At 75.2% G+C, this 22,552-nt stretch carries 3 protein-coding genes; 1 reads left to right on the top strand and 2 read right to left on the bottom strand.

Translation table 11 applies throughout. The features are described 5' to 3' along the window. Window positions 1-68: 68 nt before the first annotated feature. A complete protein-coding gene (locus EV284_RS02865; protein WP_130329899.1) occupies window positions 69-482 on the top strand; it encodes an SRPBCC family protein in 414 nt (137 codons plus the stop codon). Here the strand turns inward: EV284_RS02865 and EV284_RS02860 are convergent. After that, window positions 479-7,987: a non-ribosomal peptide synthetase gene (locus EV284_RS02860; protein WP_130329897.1), complete on the bottom strand. Its 7,509-nt coding sequence runs from the start codon at window positions 7,985-7,987 to the stop codon at window positions 479-481. The two genes, EV284_RS02865 and EV284_RS02860, sit on opposite strands and share 4 nt — an antisense overlap. Continuing rightward, window positions 7,984-22,287, bottom strand: coding sequence for a non-ribosomal peptide synthetase (locus tag EV284_RS02855; protein ID WP_130329895.1), 14,304 nt, complete (start codon window positions 22,285-22,287; stop codon window positions 7,984-7,986). Before EV284_RS02855 ends, EV284_RS02860 begins: the two co-directional genes overlap by 4 nt. Between the last annotated feature and the right edge of the window lie 265 nt (window positions 22,288-22,552).

The raw sequence follows: 22,552 nt of genomic DNA, 5'->3' as shown, positions 1-22,552 counted from the left end.
TTCACCCGTCCGGATCAATCCGCCCGTCCGCGCCGTTACCGCCCCCCGCGCCGGGGCACAGCGGGACCATGGGCAACTACGACAACTCGATCACCGTGGCCGTCCCCGCGGACCGCCTCTTCGACTACCTCGCGGACGTGGAGAACCTCCCGTCCTACCTCCCCCGGCTGACCGCGGTCGAGCCGGAGGGCGGGGACCGGGTCACCGTCACCGCGCACATCGACCCGCCCGGCGAACCGGAGCAGGACGTCACCAGCCAGGCGTGGGTCCATGTGCTGGAGGACGGCAAGAGCCTGGAGTGGGGAGCGCCCGGCCCCGACGACTACCACGGCCGGCTGCACGTGGCCGCGGGCGACGAGGCGGGCAGCTCGCGGCTGACCGTCGAGCTGCACACCGACAACGTCGAGGGCGAGCACGTCAGCCGCGGCCTGGAGGAGGCCCTGCACGGCATCAAGCGTGCCGCCGAGCGTTCCGCGCGCTAGCGCGCGGCTCCTCCCTTCCCCGGCGCCGGCAGGAAGCCCGTGCGCTGGAACCAGGTGAGGTAGCGGGCGAGCACCTCGTCGGTCAGGTCGGGCTGGTGGACGCCCAGGGTGTCCACCGCCTTGGCCGTCTGGTGGGAGTCGAAGCGCCGCCGGTCCATCGCCTCGTGCCGGGTCCGCGGTTCGTCCCCGAGGAAGAGCTGGGCCGCGTTGTCCGGGTCGGCGGCGACGCGGGCCTGCCACTCCTCGACGGGGACGGTGGCCAGTCCGTGGCCGAGCCGGGCGGCCGCCGCGAAGACGCGGCCCAGGTCCGGGGCGTCCGGGTTGGTGAAGTGGTAGACCTCGCCGCCCGTCTGCGCCGCCCCGGCGAGCGCCACGACGGCGCGGCTGACGTGGTCCACCGGCACCCAGTCCGTGGAGCCGTACGGCAGGTCGGGCACGGCGCCCGCCTGGAGGCAGCCCTTGATGAGCTGCCACAGCAGGTCCCGGTCCTGGCAGGCACCGGTGGCGGTGTCCCCGCTGATCCGGCCGGGCCGGTGCACGGTGACCGGCAGGCCCCGTTCGGCGGCGAGTCCGACCAGGCCCTCCGCGACCCACTTGCTGCGGGCGTACCCGTCGGGCAGGCCGGCCGGCGGCCCGGTCGGGGTGGACTCGGTGACGACGACCGGGTCGTCGCCGGCCGCCGGGGCGAACACGCTGGTGGTCGAGATGTAGTGCATGCCCGGGGACGCCGAGTCGGCGAGCAGCCGCAGCAGTTCCTCGGTGCCCGCGACGTTGGGGGCGCGCAGATCCCCGTACCCCGCCGCGAAGTTGACGCGGGCGCCGTTGTGCAGGACCGGGCCGAGGCGGCGGACCAGGGCGGTGCGCTCCTCGGCGGTGAGGCCGAGGCCGGGGGCGGCGAGGTCGCCCGGCACCGCGTGGATCAGGGTCTTGTAGCGGGGCCGCCAGAGGCCGTAGTGCTCCAGGTTCGCCCGCAGCCGCTCGGCGGCCCGGCGGGGGTCCTCGGCACGGACCAGGCAGTCGACCGGGCCGCCGGTGCTCTCCAGGAGGTCGCGCAGGAGGAACGCGCCCAGGAACCCGGAGGCACCGGTGAGCAACGGGCGCGCGCCGGGGCGGGCGCTCCTGCGCGCGGCGCCCGTGATGTCCGGTGCGAGGCGGACCTCGGCGGCGAGGTCGGGCCCGCTGCCGTACCCCTGCTCCCCCGGGGTGCGCTCCAGAAGGCGGGCGACGCCCTCCACGGTCGGCGCGGCGAAGAGGTCCCGCAGGGACAGGCGCCGGCCGCGGCGTTCCTCGATCCGCTGGGCGAGGGTGACGGCGAGCAGGGAGTGGCCGCCGAGGGCGAAGAAGTCGTCCTGTACGCCGACTTCGGGCACCCCGAGGGTCTCGGCGAACACCGCGCACAGCTCACGTTCGAGGTCGGTGCGCGGGGCGGTGCCCTCGCCAGGCGCGGTGCGCCCGGGGGCGGGGAGGGCCTGCCGGTCGGTCTTGCCGTTGGGGGTCAGCGGCAGGGTGTCGAGCGTGACGTAGGCGGCCGGGACCATGTGGTCGGGCAGCGTCTCGGCGAGCCGGGCGCGCAGTTCGGTGCCGTCGGGGACCCGCTGCCCCTCCTCCGCGACCGTGTAGGCGACCAGGCGCCGGTCGCCTGGCCGGTCCTCGCGGACCATCGCGCAGGCGGAGCCGACACCGGGCAGCGCGGTCAGCGCGGCCTCGATCTCGCCCAACTCGATGCGGAAACCGCGCAGTTTGACCTGGTCGTCGACGCGCGAGACGTAGACGAGTTCGCCGTCGGCGGTCCAGCGGGCCAGGTCGCCGGTGCGGTACATCCGGCCGCCCGCACGGTCGAAGGGGTCGGCGACGAACCGGGTCGCCGTCAGGGCGGCCCGCTCGTGGTAGCCACGGGCGAGGCCGGCGCCGGAGACGTACAACTCGCCGACCACGCCGGGCGGTACGGGGGCCAGCCGGTCGTCCAGGACGTGGACGCGGGTGCCGTCGACGGGGACGCCGATGGGCACGGTGCGGTCGGGGGCGAGGGGGCCGTCGGCGTGCTGGAAGGCGCTCATGGTGGCGCAGACGGTGGTCTCGGTGGGCCCGTACGCGTTGACCAGGTGCCGGTCGCGCGCCCAGGTGTGCACCAGGTGCGGCGGGCACGCCTCACCGGCGAGGGCGATGGTGGTGCCTTCGGGCAGCGAGCCGGGCGGCATCACGGCGAGCGCGGCGGGGGGCAGGGTGAGGTGGGTGACCCCGCGCTCCCGGACCGTGCCGGCGAGGGCCGGTCCGGGCAGCAGGGCGTCCCGCTCGTCGATCTCCAGGCAGGCCCCGGTGAACAGGCCCATGCACATCTCCCAGAACGCCGCGTCGAAGCTCACGGACGCGAGGTGCAGCACCCGGTGGCCCGGCCCGACCCGCAGCCGCTCGGCGTGGGTGCGGGCCAGCGCGGCGACTCCCTGGTGGGTGACGACGACGCCCTTGGGCAGGCCGGTGGAGCCGGACGTGTAGATGACGTACGCCGGGTGCGCCGGGTCGGGGTCACCGGGGGCGGGTGCGGACGCCGTGGCCTCGGCGAGGTCCCCCACGTGGGCGTACGGCACCGGCAGTTCGGGCAGCCGCTCGCGCACCTCGGGGGTGGTCAGCAGCAGGCGCGGCCGCGAGTCCTCGACCATGTGGGTGAGGCGCCGGGCCGGATAGTCGGGGTCCAGCGGTACGTACGCGGCCCCGGCCTTGAGGACGCCGAGCAGGGTGACCAGCAGTTCGCGGTCGCGGGGCAGCGCGACCGCGACCCGGTCCTCGGGGCCGATGCCGCGCGCGGTGAGGCCGGCGGCGACGGAGCCGGCGAGGGCGTCGAGTTCGCGGTAGGTGAGCGTGGTGGCGGCGTCTCGGACCGCCGGTGCGTCCGGGGTGCCGCGCACCCAGCGCCTGAGGAGTGCGGGGACGCTCTCGGGCCGGTCCGCCTCGGGGCCGGTGCCCCAGGCGGTGACGCGGGCGCGGTCGGCGTCGGTGAGCACGTCGTAGGCGCGCAGCGGGCGGTCGGGGTCGGCGGTGACGGCGGTGAGCAGCCCGGTGAGGCGCTCGCCGAGGGCCTCCACGGTGGCCGTGTCGAAGAGTTCCGTCGCGTAGTCCACGGCGGCCCGCATGGCGCCCGGTGCGCCCTGGTCGTCGCGGGTCTCGGTGAAGGTGAAGGAGAGGTCGAACTTGCTGACCTCCAGCTCGACCGGGACCGGGCTCACGGTCAGGCCGGGCAGCTCGACCGGGGCGGCGGGGCTGTGGTTCTGAAGGACGAGCATGGTCTGGAACAGCGGGTGGTGGCTCTGCGAGCGGGCGGGGTTGAGGAGTTCGACCAGCCGCTCGAAGGGGAGGTCCTGGTGGGTGTAGGCGGCGAGGTCGAACTCCTTCACCCGGTCCAGGAGTTCGCGGAAGGTGGGGTCGCCCGAGAGGTCGGTGCGCAGGACGAGGGTGTTGACGAAGAAGCCGACCAGATCGGTGGCCGCCTCGTCGGTGCGCCCGGCTACGGCGGTGCCGAGCGGGATGTCCTCGCCCGCGCCGTGCCGGGAGAGCAACAGGGAGAGGGCGGCCTGGAGGACCATGAACACGCTGCATCCGCTGGAGCGGGCGAGGTCCGCGATCCGGCGGGCGGTGCCGGCGTCCAGGGTGAAGTCGTGGGTGGCGCCGGTGTGCTGCGGCACGGCGGGGCGCGGCCGGTCCCACGGGAGCTCGATCAGCTCGGGAAGCCCGCTCAACGCCCGCCTCCAGTGGTCGAGTTGCCTGGAGAGCACGCTGTCTGGGTCGTCCTCGTCGCCGAGGAGGGCGCGCTGCCAGAGCGCGTGGTCCACGTGGTCGACCGGCGGCGCGGCCCACTCCGGGGCCTGACCGCCGGCACGGATGCGGTAGGCGGTGCCCAGGTCGCGGGTGAGGGGCGCCAGGGAGGAGCCGTCGGCGGCGATGTGGTGGACGACGAGCACCAGCACGTGCGAGTCGCCGGCCAGCCGCAGCAGCGTGGCCCGGAGCGGGAGTTCGGACTCGATGTCGATGGCCTCGGCTGCGGTCTCCGCCACGGCCGCGTCGAGCCCGTCCTCGTCGGCGTCGCGGACGGTGAACGGCACGCTCGCCGCGCCCGGTTCGGTGATGTGCTGGTGCGGCCCGTCCCCGGCCGGGAAGAGGGTGCGCAGCGCGGAGTGCCGGGCCACTACGTCGTCCAGCGCGGCGCGCAGGGCCTCCTCGTCCAGCGGGCCGTCGAGGCGTACGGCGAAGGGGATGTTGTAGGTGGCCGAAGGGCCGTCGAGCCGGTGCAGGAACCACAGGCGCCGCTGGGCGTAGGAGAGCGGCAGCACCTCGGGACGCGGCTGCGGGACCAGGGCGGGCCGCGCCGGGCGGTCGCCGTCGGCGAGGACGGCGGCGAAGGAGGCGACCGTCGGGTGCTCGAAGAGGGTACGGATCTCGGTCTCGGTGCCCAGCGCGGTACGGACGCGGCCCACCAGCCGGGTGGCGAGCAGGGAGTGGCCGCCCAGGGCGAAGAAGTCGTCGTCGAGGCCGACGTGGGGCACCCCGAGGACGTCCGCGAACAGTCCGGCGACGATCTCCTCGTGCGCCCCGCGCGGGGCGCGTCCCGCTCCGCCCGGTCCCGGCCCCGTGGGGGCGGGCAGGGCGGCCCGGTCCACCTTGCCGTTGACGGTGAGCGGGAGGGCGTCGAGCGGCTGGATGGCGGAGGGGACCATGTAGGGGGGCAGGTGACGGCCGATGTGCGCGGCCAGCCTGCCGGGGTCCGCGGTGTGGCCGGGGGCGGGGACGACGTACGCGGTGAGGGTGCGGTCGCCCGGGAGGTCCTCGCGGACCAGGACGCAGGCGGCGCGTACGGAGGGGTCGGTGCGCAGGACCGCCTCGATCTCGGCGGGCTCGATGCGGTGGCCGCGGAGCTTGATCTGCTGGTCGGCGCGGCTGACGTAGTGGATCAGGCCCTCGGTGTCCCGGCGCACCACGTCACCGGTGCGGTACATCCGGGAGCCGTCCGCCTCGAAGGGGTCGGCGAGGAACCGGGTGGCGGTGAGGCCGGGGCGCCCGAGGTAGCCGCGCGCCACCCCGGGGCCCGCGACGTACAGCTCGCCCTCGGCGCCGGGCGGCACCGGGCGCAGGGCGGCGTCCAGCACGTAGGCCCGCATGCCGTCCAGCGGGCGGCCGATCGGGGGCATGCCGGGCGGGGCGTCGGCCGGGACGCGGTGGAGGGTGGCGAAGGTCGTGGTCTCGGTGGGCCCGTAGGCGTTGAGGACGGCCGTGCCGGGGTGGGCGGTGGCCAGCCGCTGGAGCACGCCGGGTGTGGCCGCCTCGCCGCCGGCTGCGGCCAGCCGGAGCAGGCCGAGGGCACCGGGGTCGGTCTCGGCGATGACGTTGAACAGGGCGGTGGTCAGGAAGGCCGCCGTCACCCCGTGCCGGGCGACGAGGTCCCGGAGCGTCTCGGGCTGGAGCGTTCCCGGCGGGGCCACGACGACCCGGCCGCCGCTCAGCAGGGGCGCCCAGATCTCGAAGGTGGCCGCGTCGAAGACGTACGCGGAGTGCAGCAGCACGGCGTCCGAGGCCCCGTCGGCCCAGGTGCGGTCGGCGGCGAGGGCGGTGATGTCGGCGTGGGTGACGCCTACGGCCTTGGGCAGGCCGGTGGAGCCGGAGGTGAACATGACGTACGCCAGCCGGTCGCCGCCGGACACGGCGGGCAGCGCGCCGGGGGCGAAGGGGCCGCCGCTGACGACGCGTCCGGCCGAGTCCACGGTGAGAACGGGGATGCCGAGTCCGCGCACCCAGGGGTTGTCCCGCGTGGTCCCGTCCACGACGAGGGCGCGCAGCGGGGCGGACTCGGTGACGCGGTCGAGGCGCTCGGCGGGCCAGCGCGGGTCCAGCGGGACGTACGCGGCGCCCGCGCGCAGGACGGCCAGGGCGGCGGTGACCTGGGCCGAGGAGCGGCCGAGCAGGATGCCGACCCCGTCCTCGGGTCCGGCCCCGGAGCCGGTCAGGGCCTTGGCCAGCCCGGCGGACAGCTCCTGGAGCTGCCCGTAGGTCAGTTCCTCGCCCGCGCCGGTGACGGCGATGGTGCCGGGGTGGTGCACGGCCTGCCGGGCCACCGCGTCCGGCACGCTCAGGTTCCGCACGTCCAGCCGGAGTTCCGCGCCGCGTCCGGTCGCCAGCAGTCGCTCCCGCTCGCCCTCCAGCAGCAGCGGCAGGCTGTCGGCCGCTACGTCGAGGCCCTCCGCCATGCGGGTGAGCAGGCGGCGCGTGCGCGCCACGGTCTGCTCGATCAGGGTGCGCTCGAGCAGCGCGGCGCGGTAGCCGAAGGTGACGCGGAGGCTGTCCTCGCCGGGGGCGATGGTGAGGGTGAGCGGGTAGTGGGCGGCGTCGGTGCCCTCGATCCCGGCGACGGTGAGGCCGGCCATGCCCTGCTGGGCGGTGCGCAGGGCCTCGGCGTCGAGGGGGTAGTTCTCGAAGACGGCGAGGGTGTCGAAGAGCCGGTCCAGCCCGGCGGTCTCGCATATCTCGGTCAGCCCGACGTACTGGTGGCCCAGCAGCCGGGCCTGTTCCTCCTGGAGCCGGGTGAGCAGCGCTGCCAGGGACTCGCCGGGCTCGGGGCGTAGTCGGACCGGGACGGTGTTGATGAACAGGCCGATCATCGTCTCGATGCCGGGGATCTCCGGCGGCCGTCCGGAGACGGTGGTGCCGAACACCACGTCGGAGCGTCCGGTGAGGTGGGCCAGCACCAGGCCCCAGGCGCCCTGGACCAGGGTGTTCAGGGTGAGCCGGGAGGCGCGGGCCGTCTCGCGCAGCCGGTGTGTGGTGTCCCGGTCCAGCTCCAGTACGAGGGTCTCGGGCAGCTCGGCGGAGTCGGGCCCCTCCGGTGCGCCCCGCCCGGCGAGCAGGGTCGGCGTCTCCAGCCCCGCCAGCGCCGCCCGCCAGGTGTCCAGCGTGGCCGCCCGGTCCTGCGCGGCCAGCCAGGCGAGGTAGGTGCGGTACGGGGTGACGCGGGGCAGGGTGAGGTCGTCGCCCTGGCGGGCGTACAGCTCGAACAGCTCGCGGACCAGCAGCGGGACGGACCAGCCGTCGAAGAGGAGGTGGTGGCTGGTCATCACCAGGCGGTGCCGGCCGGGCCCGGTGTGGACGAGGGTGAACCGCATCAGGGGCGGCGTGGTGAGGTCGAACCGCCGGGTGCGGTCCTCGGCGAGGAACGCCTCCAGCGCCTCCGTGCCGTCGGCCGGGGTGAGGTCCAGTTCCTCCAGCGGTACGGGCACCTGCGCCGCGACCGCCTGGACGGGCTGGTCCAGGTCCTCGTGGAGGAAGCCGACCCGGAGGTTGGCGTGGCGGCGCAGCAGGGTGCCGAGGGCGGAGCGCAGGGCGAAGACGCTGACGGTGCCTTCGAGGTCGAACACGAACTGGGTGGTGTAGACGTCCACGGCCTGGGAGTCGTAGAGCGAGTGGAAGAGCATGCCCGCCTGCAACGGCGTCAAGGGCAGTACGTCCTCCAGCTGGAACCCGGTCACTTGCGTCCACCCCACTTGTTCTGAAGTCGGTCGATCTGGGCCTGGTCGAGGGAGACCAGGGGAAGGTCGGAGGGCGTGTAACCGCCCGCGTCGGGCTGTTCGGCGTGTTCGGCGACGGCCCGCAGGGCGCGGGCGAAGGCGTCGGCCAGGTCCGCCACGTCCTCCTCCTTCAGGAGGTCGCCGGGCCAGGCCCAGCGGGTGACGAGGACGGGGCCCTCGGGGCGGTCCTCGGTGTGCGCGTTGATGTCGACGACGTGGTGGACGGGCATGTCCGGGTCCTGGCTGCGCGGCTGGCCGCCCTCGGGCAGGACCTCCCAGTCACCGGTACCCTCGGCCGCAGTCGTGTACCGGCCCAGGTAGTTGAAGCCGATCTGCGGTGCTTCGGCGGTGAGCCGGTCGCGGGTGGCGGGGTTGAGGTGCCGGAGCATCCCGTAGCCCACGCCGTGGTCGGGTATCGCCCGGAGCTGTTCCTTGACCAGCTTCACCGCGCGGTCGATCAGCGTCGCGTCGAAGCGTCCGGGGTCCAGGACCCGGCCGGGTCCGGGGTCGAGGCGCACCGGGTAGAGGCTGGTGAACCAGCCGACGGTGTGCGAGAGGTCGATGTGGTCGGCGAGCTGCTCCCGGCCGTGTCCCTCCAGGTCGACCAGGACGGCGGTGTCGTCCGTGCGGCCGGTGCCCCGGTCCTCGCGCCAGGCGCGGATCGCGAGGGCGAGCGCGGTGAGCAGCACGTCGTCGACCCCGGCGTGGAAGGCGGCCGGCGCGGTGCTGAGCAGCGGACCGGTCCAGCGGGCGTCCAGCCGGGTGGTGATGGTCCGGGTGCGCTCTGCGGTGTCCCGCTCGGCGTCGAGCGGCCGGTGTCCGATGCGCGGGTCCGGGGTGCTCAGTACCCCTTCCCACAGCGGGAGTTCACGTTCCCGTTCCGGGGTGCGGGCCTGGGCGGCGAGGAGGCGGGCCCAGCTCCGGTAGGGCGTGGCGACGGACGGCAGCGGCGACGGCGTGCCGGTGACCGTCCGCCAGGCGGCGGCGAGGTCGGCGCCGAGCACCCGCCAGGAGACCGCGTCGACGGCCAGGTGGTGGACGACGATCAGCAGCCGGCCGGGGGCGGCCCGGCCGGCGTCGCCCCAGACGGCCTCGATGACCTGGCCGTCGGCGGGCCGCAGCCGGGCGCGGGCCTGTTCGCCCGCCCCGGCGAGCGCGGTGGTCGCGGCGGCAGCGTCCAGCCCGGTGATGTCGAGCCGGGTGAGGCGCTTGCGCGCCTGTACGGAGCCGGGCGGCTGGGCGTACAGGAACGGCTCCTCCTCGGTGGACCGGGTGACCCGCATCCGGAGCATGTCGTGGTGGTCGATGACGAGTTGGAGGGTGGCGGCGAGGGTTTCCTCGTCGGCGCCGGCCGGGGTGCGCAGAACGGCGGACTGGTTGTAGCCGTCCGTGGGGCCGGGCCGCTCCAGGAACCAGGCCGCGATCGGCGTGGGCGGCATCTCTCCGGTGCCCGCCTCGGCGGGTTCGGCGGAGCCCGCCGTGAGCACGGTGGCGGCGGCCGCGATGGCCTCCGGCGTGCGGTGCACGAAGACGTCGCGCGGGGTGACGGCGAGCCCGGCCTGCCGGACCCGGCTGACGAGCTGGATGGAGAGGATGCTGTCGCCGCCGAGCGCGAAGAAGTCGTCGTCGGTACGGACGGTGGCCGCCCGCAGCACGGAGCCGAACACCTCGCACAGCACGCGCTCCCGCTCGGTACGCGGCTCCCCGCCCGGCCGGGTGCCGGTGGTGCGGGCCGGCGCGGGCAGGGCGCGCCGGTCGGTCTTGCCGTTGGTCATCAGCGGCAGCGCGTCCAGGTGTACGAAGACGGCGGGCGTCATGTACGGCGGCAGCACGTCGGCCAGTCCCCGGCGCAGCGCGTCGTCGGCCACGTCGGCCGCTCCCCCGCCGGGCACGACGTAGGCCACCAGCCGGCGTTCGCCCGGCTGGTCCTCGCGGACGACGGCACAGGCGGCGGTGACGCCGGGCAGGGCGGCGAGCGCGGTCTCGATCTCGCCGAGTTCGATGCGGAAGCCGTTGAGCTTGACCTGGTCGTCGGCGCGGGAGACGTAGGTGAGCAGGCCGTCCGCGTCGCGCCGGACGAGGTCGCCGGTGCGGTACATCCGGCTTCCGGCGGGCCCGTACGGGTCGGCCACGAAGCGGGTGGCGGTGAGCCCGGCCCGGCCCAGGTAACCGCGCGCCAGTCCGTCGCCGGCGAGGTACAGCTCGCCGGTGACGCCCGGCGGCACGGGCTGGAGGCGGGCGTCGAGGACGTGGGCGCGGGTGTTGTCGACGGGGCGCCCGAGCGGCACGCTCCCCTCGGCGGTGCCGGTGTCGTCGTCGGTGTGGTGGTGGGCGGTGGCGTCGATGGTGGTCTCGGTCGGCCCGTACAGGTTGTGCGGCTCGGCCCCCCAGGCGTCCCGGACCCGCCGGGCCAGGGAGCGCGGCAGGGGTTCGCCGCCGCAGAGCACGGCCCGCAGTGTGGTCGGCGCTTCCTCTCCGGCCGTCTCGGTGAGCACCAGCGAGAGGTGCGAGGGCACGAACTGCGCGATGGTGACGCCCAGTTCACGCGCCCGGCCGAGCAGCCCGGCGGGGTCGTGGTTGAGCGCGGCCGGTACCGGGCAGGTGGAGCCGCCGTGCAGCAGGGGCAGCCAGGTCTCCCACACCGAGGCGTCGAAGCTGGGCGAGGTCCGGGCCAGGACCCGGTCGTCACCGGTGAGGGCGAGGTGCCCGGCCATCCACGCCATGTGGTTGGTGAGCGAGGCGTGGGTGACGACGACACCCTTGGGACGGCCGGTGGAGCCCGAGGTGTAGATGACGTACGCCGCGTCGCGCGGGTCGGGCACGGTCAGGGGCGGGGCGGTGTGCCCGGTGGACCAGGCGGCGCGGTCGTCCAGGGTGAGGATCGGGACCGCCGGCCGGCGGTCCCGGACGCGGTGGGCATGGGTGAGCAGGAGGGCCGGGCGCGCGTCGGACAGGGTGTAGGCGACGCGCGCCTCGGGGTGTTCCAGGTCGATGGGCAGGTAGGCGGCCCCCGCCTTGGTGACGGCGAGCATCGCGACCACCTGGTCGGCGGTGCCCTCCAGGGCGAGGGCGACCAGATCGCCCCGGCCGATACCCCGGCCGCGCAGGTGGTGCGCGAGGTCGCCGGAGAGCTGGTCGAGTTCGGTGAAGGTGAGGGTGCGGTCGGCCCCGCGTACCGCGACGGCGCCCGGGGTGCGGGCGCACTGCGCGCGGAACGCCTCGGGTGCCGTCCGTGCGGCCACCGGGCGGACCGGCCCGAGTGCCACCCGCTCCAGCCGCTCCCGCTCGGCCGCGCCCAGCACCTCGGTGCCGTGCACCCGCTGTCCGGGGTCGGCCGCGAGGGAGGCGAGGAGGCGGGTCAGCCGGTCGGCGAGGGTGTACGCGGTGGCGTGGTCGAACAGCTCGGTGGAGAACTCCAGCACCCCGTCGAGCCCGGTGGGGTGCCCGGCGCCGTCCTCGGTCTCGGTGAAGGTGAAGGTCAGGTCGAACTTGCTGATGCCGGTGCGCACCGGCTGCTCGGAGACGGTGAGGCCGGGCAGTTCGATGTCGGCGCCGGCCGTGTTCTGGAGCACCAGCATGGTCTGGAACAGCGGGTGGTGGTTCTGTGCCCGCTCCGGGCTGAGGGCGTCCACCAGCCGCTCGAAGGGCACGTCCTGGTGGTCGTAGGCGGCGAGGTCGAACTCCCGCACGCGGTCGAGCACTTCGTCGAAGGTGGGGTCGCCGGTGAGGTCGGTGCGCAGCACCAGGGTGTTGACGAAGAAGCCGACCAGGTCGTCCAGGGCCTCGTCGGTGCGGCCGGCCACGGCGGTGCCGACCGGGATGTCCTGCCCGGCGCCGTGCCGGGACAGCAGCACCGCGAGGGCCGCTTGCAGCACCATGAAGAGGCTGCACCCGCGGGCACGGGCGAGCGCGGCGAGGGCCTGGTGGGTGTCGGCGTCCACGGGGAAGGCGAACGCGTCGCCCCGGTGCCCGGTGACCGCCGGGCGCGGCCGGTCGCCGGGCAGCTCCAGCAGCTCGGGTGCCCCGGCCAGCGCCTCGCGCCAGAAGGCGAGTTGCCGGGCGGCCCGGCTGTCCGGGTCCTGCTCGTCGCCGAGCAGCGCGTGCTGCCAGAGCGTGTAGTCGGCGTACTGGACGGCGAGGTCGGTCCAGCCCGGCTCCTCGTGCGCGAGCCGCGCCCGGTACGCCTCGCCGAGGTCGCGGGCGAGCGGGGCGAGGGACCAGCCGTCGCCCGCGATGTGGTGCAGGACCAGGACGAGGACGTGCGCCTCGGTGCCGAGCCGCACCAGCCGGGCCCGTACCGGTGCCTCGGCGCTCACGTCGAAGGCGTGGGCCACCTCGGCGGCGAGCACCTCGTCCAGCCGGGCGGGGTCGGTGTCGCGGGGGGTGAGGTCGAGGTCGGCGGTGCGGGCGTCGAGGATGAGCTGACGCGGCACGCCGTCGGTGTCGGGGAAGACGGTGCGCAGACTCTCGTGGCGTTCCACCACGTCGGCCAGCGCGCCTTCCAGCGCGTCGGCGTCCAGCGGGCCGTCCAGGCGCAGCACGAGCGGGACGTTGTAGGTGTCGCTGGGCCCCTCGAACCGGTTGAGGAACCACAGCCTGCGCTGCGCGAAGGAGAGCGGCAGCAGCTCGGCACGGTGCTCGGCCCGCCGCAGTGGCGGCCGCGCCGCCTCGGCGCCGTCGAGCACTGCGGCCAGCGCGGTCGGCGCCGGGTGCTCGAAGAGGGTCTTGACGGGGACCTCCACGCCGAGCGCGGCCCGGATGCGGGCGGTGAGCCGGGTGGCGAGCAGGGAGTGGCCGCCGAGGGCGAAGAAGTCGTCGTCGGGACCGACCGCGTCCAGGCCGAGCACGTCGGCGAAGAGGCCGCAGAGGATCTCCTCGCGCGCGGTCCGGGCCGGGCGTCCGCTCACCGGCGCGTACTCGGGGACGGGCAGCGCGCGCCGGTCCACCTTGCCGTTGGGGGTGAGCGGGAGCGCGTCCAGCGGGACGAGGGCGCTGGGCACCATGTAGGCGGGCAGGGACCGGCCGACGGCGCGGGCGAGGTCGGCGGGGTCGGGGGCGGCGCCGCTCGCGGGGACCACGTAGGCGACGAGGCGTCGGTCGCCCGGCGTGTCCTCGCGGACCAGGGCGAAGGCGTCCGCGACGCCCTGGCAGGAGGCGAGGGTGTTCTCGATCTCGCCCAGCTCGATCCGGTAGCCGCGCAGCTTCACCTGGCCGTCGGACCGGCCGACGTAGGCGATCTGCCCGTCCGGGGTCCAGCGGACCAGGTCGCCGGTGCGGTACATCCGGCCGCCCGCGGCGTCGAACGGGTCGGCGACGAAGCGGGTGGCCGTGAGGCCGGGGCGGCCCGTGTAGCCGCGCGCCACACCGTGTCCGGCGAGGTACAGCTCCCCCACCACGCCCGGCGGTACGGGCCGCAGCGAGTCGTCCAGGACGTGCAGGCGCATGCCGTCCAGCGGGCGGCCGATGGGCGGCGGCCCGGTGGGCAGGTCGGCGGGCACCCGGTAGCGGGTGGCGAAGGTGGTGGTCTCGGTGGGGCCGTACACGTGCAGGACACGGGTGTCGGATGCGAGGGCCGCGATCCGCTGCATGGCGTCCGGGGAGGCCAGTTCACCGCCGGCGCACACCAGCCGCAGACCGGTGAAGGCGCCGGGGTCGGTCTCGGCGATCACGTTGAACAGCGCGGTCGTCATGAAGACGGCCGTGGCCCCGTGGGTGTGCACCGCGTCGTCCAGCGCGCGGGCGTTCAGCACGCCCTGGGGGGCGACGACGATCCGGCCGCCGTGCAGCAGCGGAGCCCAGATCTCGAAGGTGGAGGCGTCGAAGACGTACGCCGAGTGCATCAGCACGGCGTCGGCGGCGCCGTCCCGCCAGGCGGAGTCGGCGGCGAGCGCGACCACGTCGGCGTGGCTGACGCCGACACCCTTGGGCAGACCGGTCGAGCCGGAGGTGAACATCACGTAGGCCAGCGCCGCGGGGCCCGGTACGGGCACCGGCCGGGCGGGGCGCTCGGGCGCGCCCCGCAGGACCCGGCCGAGCCGGTCCAGGACGACGACCGGTGTCCGTCCGGCGGCCGCGCGCACCCAGGGCGAGCCGTGGGCGTCCTCGTCGACCAGGAGCACCCGCACGCCCGCGGCCCCGGCGACCTGGTCGAGCCGCTCCTCGGGCCAGCGGGCGTCGAGCGGGACGTAGGCCCCGGCGGCGCGGACGGTGCCGAGGGAGGCGGTCACGACGGCCGGGGACCGGCCGAGCAGTACGCCGACGCCGGTCTCGGGGCCGACGCCGAGACCAGCGAGGCCGGCGGCGAGTTCGGCGGAGAGGGTGTCGAGTTCGGCGTAGGTGAGGCAGGCGTCGTCGCTGGTGACGGCGGTCGCGTGCGGGGTGCGCGCGGCCTGGGCGGCGAACAGCGCCGGCAGGACGGCGGGCTCGTCGGCGGCGGGCAGGGCGCGGCCGGTGCCCCAGCGGGCGACGCGGGTGTGCTCGTCCGGCGTCAGCAAGTCGTGCTCGGCGACCGGGCGTTCGGGTTCGGCGGCGACCTGTTCGAGCAGGCGCAGCAATCGGGCCGTGAGGTTCTCGACCGTGCCGCGGTCGAACAGCGCGGTGGCGTACTCGACCCCGGCGGCGAGGCCGCCGTCCCGCTCCTCGGTGAAGGCGAAGGTGAGGTCGAACTTGCTGAGCCCGTTGTGCACGAGCCGGTCCTCGACGGTGAGCCCGGGCAGGTCGGGACGGACGCTGTCCTGGTTCTGCAGCACCACCATGGTCTGGAACAGCGGGTGGTGGTCACGGGCCCGGACCGGGTTGAGGTGCTCCACCAGCCGCTCGAAGGGCACGTCCTGGTTGGCGTAGGCGGCGAGGTCGAACTCCCTGACGCGAACCAGGAGTTCGCGGAAGGTGGGGCGTCCGGACAGGTCGGTGCGCAGGACGAGGGTGTTGACGAAGAAGCCGACCAGGTCCTCCAGCGCCTCGTCCGTGCGGCCCGCGACGGGCGAGCCGAGCGGGATGTCGTCGCCGGCGCCGTGCCGGTGGAGCAGGGTGGCCACGGCCGCCTGGAGCACCATGAAGAGGCTGCTGCCCGACTCCCGCGCCAGCCGCCCCAGTCGGGTGTGCAGCTCGGCGGGCACCTCGAAGGTGTGGACGCCGCCCCGGGGGTCGACGGCGGCCGGGCGGGGCCGGTCGAGCGGGAGGTCGATCAGACCGGGCATCCCGGCGAGCGCGGTGTTCCAGTGGTCGAGCTGTCCGCGCAGCACGCCGTCGTCCTCGGCGTCGTCCTCACCGTCGCCCAGCAGGGCACGCTGCCAGAGGGTGTAGTCGGCGTACTGGAGCGGGGTACCGAGGGTGAGGCCGGGCTCGGCGCCTTCGAGGCGGGCCCGGTAGGCGGTGCCGAGGTGGCGGGCGAGCGGGGCGAGGGACCAGCCGTCGCCGGCGATGTGATGGAGGACGAGGACCAGCACATGGTGTCCGGGCGCCGAACGCAGCAGCAGGGCGCGCAGCGGCGGGTCGGCGGTGACGTCGAACGTCTCCCGCACGGCGGCCAGCACGGTGGCCTCCATGTCGGCCGGCGCCGTGCTCACGACGGGCAGCGCGGGCGTGGCCGCCTCGGCGGGCAGGATCGTCTGGTACGGCACGCCGTCCCGCTCGGGGAACACCGTGCGCAGCGCCTCGTGCCGCTCGACGACGTCGCCGAGCGCGGCCCGGAGGGCGTCCGGGTCGAGGGCGCCGTCGAGTTCGAGCACGAGGGGGATGTTGTACGTGGAGCTGGGGCCCTCCAGCCGGTTGAGGAACCACAGCCGCAGCTGGGCGTAGGACAGCGGCAGCGGCTCGGGGCGGTGGGGGGCGGGGGAGACGGCGGGACGGGCCCGGCCGGGTGTGTCCAGGGCGCGGGCGAGGCCGGCGACGGTCGGGTGCTCGAAGAGGGTGCGCACCGCGACCTCCGTCCCGAGGACGGCGCGGATGCGGCTGACGACGCGCATGGCGAGCAGGGAGTGGCCGCCGAGGTCGAAGAAGCTGTCGTGCGGGCCGACGGCACGGCGGTGCAGCACGTCGGCGAAGATCCCGGCGAGGAGTTCCTCCTGCGGGGTGCCCCGGCCGGGCGCCGTGGAGGTTCCGGCCTCCGGCTCGGGCTCGGGCAGCGCGCGCCGGTTCACCTTGCCGTTGGGCAGCAGCGGGAGTTCGTCCAGGACGACGACGGCGCCGGGCACCATGTAGTGCGGCAGCGTCTCGGCGAGGTCGTCCCGCAGGGTGAGGGCGCGCGGGGCGCCGTCGGAGGTGACGGCGTAGGCCACCAGCCGGCGCTTTCCGGGGGCGTCCTCGCGGATGACGGCGCAGGCGGAGGTGACACCGGGACGGGCGAGGAGCGCGGCCTCGACCTCGCCCAGCTCGATGCGGAAACCCCGGAGCTTGACCTGGTCGTCGGCGCGGGACACGTACTCGATCAGCCCGTGCCGGTTCCACCGCACGAGGTCGCCGGTGCGGTACATGCGGGCACCGTCGGTGCCGAACGGGTCGGCGACGAAGCGCTCCGCGGTCAGGCCGGGGCGTCCCAGGTAGCCGCGCGCGAGGTTGGGCCCGGCGAGGTACAGCTCGCCGGTGACCCCGGTGGGCACGGGGCGCAGCCGGGTGTCGAGGACGTAGGCGCGCATGGTGTCGACGGGCCGGCCGATCGGCACGGTGTCCGCCGCGTGGCCCTCGGCGGCCTCATGGACGCGGTGGGCGGTGGCGTCGATGGTGGCCTCGGTCGGGCCGTACAGGTTGTGCGCCTCGGCGTGCCAGGTGCGGGCGATGTCGTCGGCGAGGGCGCGGGGCAGCGGTTCTCCGCCGCACAGGACGGCGCGCAGCGCGGGCAGCGGTGCCGCGTCGGCGGCCTCGGCGAGGACGAGCGCGAGGTGCGAGGGCACGAACTGGGCGATGGTGACGCCGAACCGGCCCATCCAGTCGACCAGCGCCCGAGGGTCCTGGTTGACCCCGTCGGGCAGCACGCACACCTCGGCGCCGTTCATCAGGGGCAGCCACAGCTCCCACACGGAGGCGTCGAAGCTGGTGGAGGTGCGGGCGAGGACCCGGTCGCCCCGCGTCAGCGAGAGGTGCCCCGCCATCCAGGCCATGTGGTTGGCGAGCGCGCCGTGCGGCACGGTCACGCCCTTGGGCCGGCCGGTGGAGCCGGAGGTGTAGATGACGTACGCGGGGTCGGCGGGGTGGACCGGCCGCACCGACTCGCCTCTGCCGGCGACGGGTCGCCCGGGGTCGAGCCACGGCACGTCGGTGGGCGGGAGCGTCTGGTGGACGTCGGGTGTGGTGAGCAGCAGGACCGGGCGGGCGTCGGTGACCATGTGCCGGACGCGGGCGGCCGGGTAGCGCGGGTCCACGGGCAGATAGGCGGCTCCGGCCCGCAGGACGGCCAGCATGGCGACGACGGAGGTGACGGACGGCGGCAGGGCGAGCGCGACCAGCGTCTCGCGCCCGGCGCCGCGCTCGCGCAGCACGTGGGCCAACGCGTCGGCCCGCTGGTCCAGTTCGGCGTAGGTGAGGCTGGTGCCGGCGTCCCGGACGGCGGTGGCGTCCGGGGTGCGGGCGGCCCACTCGCGGACCGCCTCCGGTGCGGTGAGCGCGGGGAGCGGGCGGTGGGTGCCGTGGCCCTGGGCGAGGAGGCGGTCGCGTTCTCCGGGGCCGAGCGGGTCGAGGTCGCCGAGGCGCCGGTCCGGGTGCCGCACGGCCTCGGTCAGGACGCGGGCGAACCGGTCGCACAGGTCACGGGCGGTGGCCTCGTCGAAGAGATCGGTGGCGTACTCGAGGTAGCCGCCGATGCCCCGGGCCGGCTCGTCCTGGTCGGCGGAGGCCGCGTTCTCGGTGAGCGAGAAGGTCAGGTCGAACTTGCTGATCCCGGTGTGCCGGGAGCGGTCCCGGCTGGTGACACCGGGCAGGTCGATCCCGGCCCGCTCCTGGCTCTGGAGGACCAGCATGGTCTGGAAGAGCGGGTGGTGGTCACCGGAGCGCTCGGGGTTGACCGCCTCCACCAGCCGTTCGAACGGGATGTCCCCGTGGCCGAACGCGGCGAGGTCGAACTCCTTCACCCGGCCCAGGAGTTCCCGGAACGTCGGGTCACCGGAGAGGTCGGTGCGCAGCACGAGGGTGTTGACGAAGAAGCCGACCAGGTCGTCCAGCGCCTCGTCCGCGCGTCCGGCGACCGCCGTGCCGAGCGGGATGTCCTCGCCCGCGCCGTGGGCGCGCAGGGTCACGGCGAGGGCGGCCTGCAGCACCATGAACGGGGTGCAGCCGGCCGCGCGGGCCAGCCCGGTCAGCGCGGTGTGCGCGTCGGCGGGCAGCGCGAAGGGCACCGCCCCGCCCCGGTGGCTCGCAACGGCCGGGCGCGGCCGGTCAAGGGGCAGTTCGAGCAGGTCGGGGACGCCGTGCAGCGCCTCGCGCCAGAAGGCGAGCTGCCGCCCGGCCAGACTCTCCGGGTCACCGTCCTCCCCGAGCAGCTCACGCTGCCACAGGGCGTAGTCGGCGTACTGCACCCGCAGCGCGGGCCAGTCGGGCGTGTCCTCCCCCGCGAGCCGGGCCCGGTAGGCGGCGCCGACGTCCCGGCTCAGCGGGGCGAGGGACCAGCCGTCGGCGACGACGTGGTGCGGGACCAGGACCAGGATGTGCCGGTCGGCACCGAGCCGCAGCAGCCCGGCCCGGAAGGCCACACCACCGGCGAGGTCGAAGGGGGCGCCGGCCAGCCGGGCCACCGCCTCCTCGGCCCACGCCTCGGCGTCCGCCCCGGCCGGGGGCTCCTCGACGGCGAGCGGGACCAGCTCGGCGGCGTGCGCGGCGTCCAGGACGACCTGCCGGGCCACCCCGTCCTCCTCCGCGAACACCGTGCGCAGGCTCTCGTGCCGGGCCACCACGTCGGCGAGGGCGCCCCGCAGGGCGCCGGTGTCCAGCGGGCCCTGAAGGTCGAGGACGAGCGGCACGTTGTAGGTGTCGCCGGAGTCCTCGGCCCGGTTGAGGAACCACAGCCGCTGCTGCGCGAAGGACAGCGGCACCGTGTCGGGCCGGTCCTGCGGGACGAGCGCGGGGCGCGCCTCGCCGGAGGTGTCGAGCACGGCGGCCAGCGAGGCGACCGTCGGGTGCTCGAAGAGGGTCCGCAGGTCGAGTTCGGCGCCGAGCGCGGTGCGGACCCGGCCGGTGAGGCGGGTGGCGAGCAGGGAGTGGCCGCCGAGGGCGAAGAAGTCGTCGTCCACGCCGACCTCGTCCAGACCGAGCACATCGGCGAACAGCCCCGCCAGCACCTCTTCGTGGGCGGTGCGCGGGGCACGCCCGGCGGCCGTGGTGGCGCGGGGCGCGGGCAGGGCGCGGTGGTCGAGCTTGCCGTTGGCGTTCAGGGGCAGCGCGTCGAGGAGGACGAACGCCGACGGCACCATGTAGGCGGGCAGCGCCCGGCCCAGGGTACGGGCGAGCGCGGCGGCGTCCGGCGCGGTGCCGGGTGCGGGGACGACGTAGCCGACGAGACGCGGGTCGCCGGGCACGTCCTCCCGGACCAGGACACGGGCGGACCGTACGGCGGGGTCGGTGAGCAGGGTGTTCTCGATCTCGGCGGGCTCGATACGGAACCCGCGCAGCTTGACCTGGCCGTCGACGCGTCCGGCGTACTCGATGTCGCCGTCGGCGGTCCAGCGGGCGAGGTCTCCGGTGCGGTACATCCGGGCGCCGTCCGCGTCGTACGGGTCGGCCACGAACCGGGTGGCGGTGAGCCGGGCCCGGCCCAGGTAGCCGCGGGCCACGCCCCGGCCGCTGACGTACAGCTCGCCCACCACGCCGGGCGGGACCGGACGCAGGCGGTCGTCTAGGACGTAGGCGTTCATGCCGTCCAGCGGGCGGCCGATCGGGGGCACGCCCGTCGTGCCGGCGGCGACCTGGTGGCGGGTGGCGAAGGTGGTGGTCTCGGTGGGGCCGTACACGTTCAGCACGCGCGTGCCGGGGGCGGCCCGGGCGACCCGCTGGGTGAGGCCGGGGGCGGCCGCCTCACCGCCGGTGGAGACCAGGCGGAGCCCGGCGAAGGCGGCGGGGTCGGTCTCGGCGACGAGGTTGAACAGCGCGGTCGTCAGGAACAGCGAGGTGACCCCGTACCGCTCCGTCATCTCCTTGAGGACGCGCGGCTCCAGGCCGCCGGGCGGGGCGACGACCACCCGGCCTCCGTTGAGGAGCGGCACCCATATCTCGAAGGTGGAGGCGTCGAAGACGTAGGCGGAGTGCATCAGCACCGCGTCGGAGACGCCGTCCCGCCAGGCCGAGTCGGCGGCCAGCGCCAGGACGTCGTCGTGCGTGACGCCGACGCCCTTGGGGAGGCCGGTGGAGCCGGAGGTGAACATCACGTAGGCGAGGCGGTCGCCCCGGTCCACCGCGCGCGGGGTGCCGGGCCGTTCGGGGGCGCCCCTGAGGAGGCCGCCGCGCTCGTCGACGACGAGGACGGGCAGGGTGACGGCCCGCTCCTTGACCCAGTCCGTGTCGGCGTTGGCCGCGTCCACGATCAGGGCGCGGACCCCGGCGGTCCCGGCGACGCGGTCCAGCCGGTCCGCGGGCCAGGCGGCGTCCAGCGGCACGTACGCGGCACCGGCGCCGACGGTGCCGAGCGTGGCCGTCATCACGGCGGCCGAGCGGTCCACCAGCACGCCGACACCGTCCTCGGCGCCGACGCCCCGGCCGCTCAGCGCGCCGGCCAGCTCACCGGCCGCCTCCGCGAGCTCGCGGTAGGTGAGGGTGTGCGCACCGGCGACGACGGCCGGGGCGTTCGGGGTACGGCGGACCTGTGCGGCGAACGCCCGCGGGAGCGTGGTGTCCCCGGCGGGCAGGCCGGTCCCGCGCCCCCGCGCCAGTACCTCGGCGGCGGCGCTGTCGTCGAGCAACGGGAGTGCGGCGAGCGGGGTTTCGGCGTCCGCCCCGGCCAGGGCCGTGAGGAAGGAGACGACGGCGTGCTGGTGCAACCGGACGTCGTCCGGGTGGTACAGCTCCGGGTTGGTGTCGAAGCCGATCAGCGGCCCCTGGCCCTCGGAGCGTTCGGAGACGAAGAGGGAGACGTCGTCCACCGGGCCGATGGACAGCAGCCGGGAGGTGGCGGTGCTGCCGCCGAAGTCGAGGCCGTACTCGAAGCCCATGATGTTGACGACGACGTCGGTGAGGCGGGCCCCGTCGTCGGCCATGTTCAGCTCGCGGGCGAGCTGTTCGCGGGAGAAGCGGCGGTGGCGCATCGCGCCGCGCATCTCGGCGGCGACCGCGCGGACCAGGGCGCCGACCGTCATGTCCGGGCTGACGGACAGGCGCAGCGGCAGGATGTTGGAGGTCATGCCCATGATGTGGCGCAGCCCCGCGTGCCGCCCGTGGGAGGCGAGACCGACCCTGACGTCCCGCGTGCCGGTGACCCGGGCGACGTAGGCGGCGACCGCGCTGACGAGGACGGCGGTCCAGGTGGTGCGGCTGTCCCCGGCGAGGCGGCGCAGCTCGTCCAGGACGGTGACGGGGAGGGTGTCGCCGGAGTGCAGCTCCACCGGCGCGTCACCGGCGCGCGGGGCCGGCGCATCGGTGCGGCGGCGGACGAGCGGGGCGGCGGCGCGGGTCCCGTCGTCGGAGGCGTCCCCGGCCGGGGTGGTGAAGCGGCCGGTCCAGTAGGCGCGGTCGGCCTCGGTGCGGCCGGAGGCGCGGTAGGCGGCCTCCTCGTCCACCAGGTCGCGCAGGGGCGCGGCGGTGATGTCGTCGGTGCTCTCGCCCCGTGTCGCGCGGGTGTACAGGTCGGCGACGGTGCGGGCGAAGAGGGCGCCGCTGAGGCCGTCGACGGCGATGTGGTGGTAGCGGATGTACCAGAAGTGCAGCGTGGGGCTGAGCCGGAGCAGCGCGAAGTGGTGGCGCGGGGAGTCCAGTTGATCGACGGTGGCCATGTCGTCGGCCATGTACCGTTCCGCCGCGGCGGTCGGGTCTTCCTCGCCGCTCAGATCCACCCGGTGGAGCCGGCTCGGGGCGTCCGGTCCGGGGCGCACCACCCTTTGGCGAATCGTTTCACCGTCAGTGACGAACTCCAGGTGAAAGCTGTCGTGGAGGTACACCGCGCGGTCCACCGCGGCGGCGAATAAATCCTCGTCGAGGCCGCCACGGATCTCCAGGCATTCACCGATGTTGTATTTGGGGCTGTCCGGATCTACCAGCTGCCCATACCACACACCCTGTTGCGCGGCGGTCAGTTCGAACGATTCTTCGGGCGCCACTGGGAACGCGACCGAGGGGTTTTCACGCATGCGGGATCAACCTTTGGGGAGAGGTTCCGGGGACGGTAAGGAAAGCCTGGGTATAACGAACGCGCCCACGGCGGCTCGCCCCATGGCTTTTCCGTGACGGTGAAAGGAAGAGAGTGCGTCAGCGAGATGTCGAACCGGCCGCGCCCATCCGCACTCCCGCTTACCGGCGCGCGGGTGCCCGCCGCATCCACGCGCGTCGACCCCGCGGCGGGGTGGGCCGCCGGGACCTCCGCGAGCGGGAACGGGAACCGGCGCGAGCGTCTCG

It is taken from the genome of Streptomyces sp. BK022 (assembly GCF_004217355.1).
GTDB classification, from domain to species: Bacteria; Actinomycetota; Actinomycetes; order Streptomycetales; family Streptomycetaceae; genus Streptomyces; species Streptomyces griseoluteus.
Note: the sequence above shows the minus strand (reverse complement) of the source record. Positions and strands in the feature narration are given on the sequence as shown.

What these genes read in the sequence shown, in the direction of transcription:
- EV284_RS02855 (WP_130329895.1), bottom strand. Translation starts at nt 22,287, where the DNA reads ATGCGTGAAAACCCCTCGGTCGCGTTCCCAGTGGCGCCCGAAGAATCG.
- EV284_RS02865 (WP_130329899.1), top strand. Translation starts at nt 69, where the DNA reads ATGGGCAACTACGACAACTCGATCACCGTGGCCGTCCCCGCGGACCGC.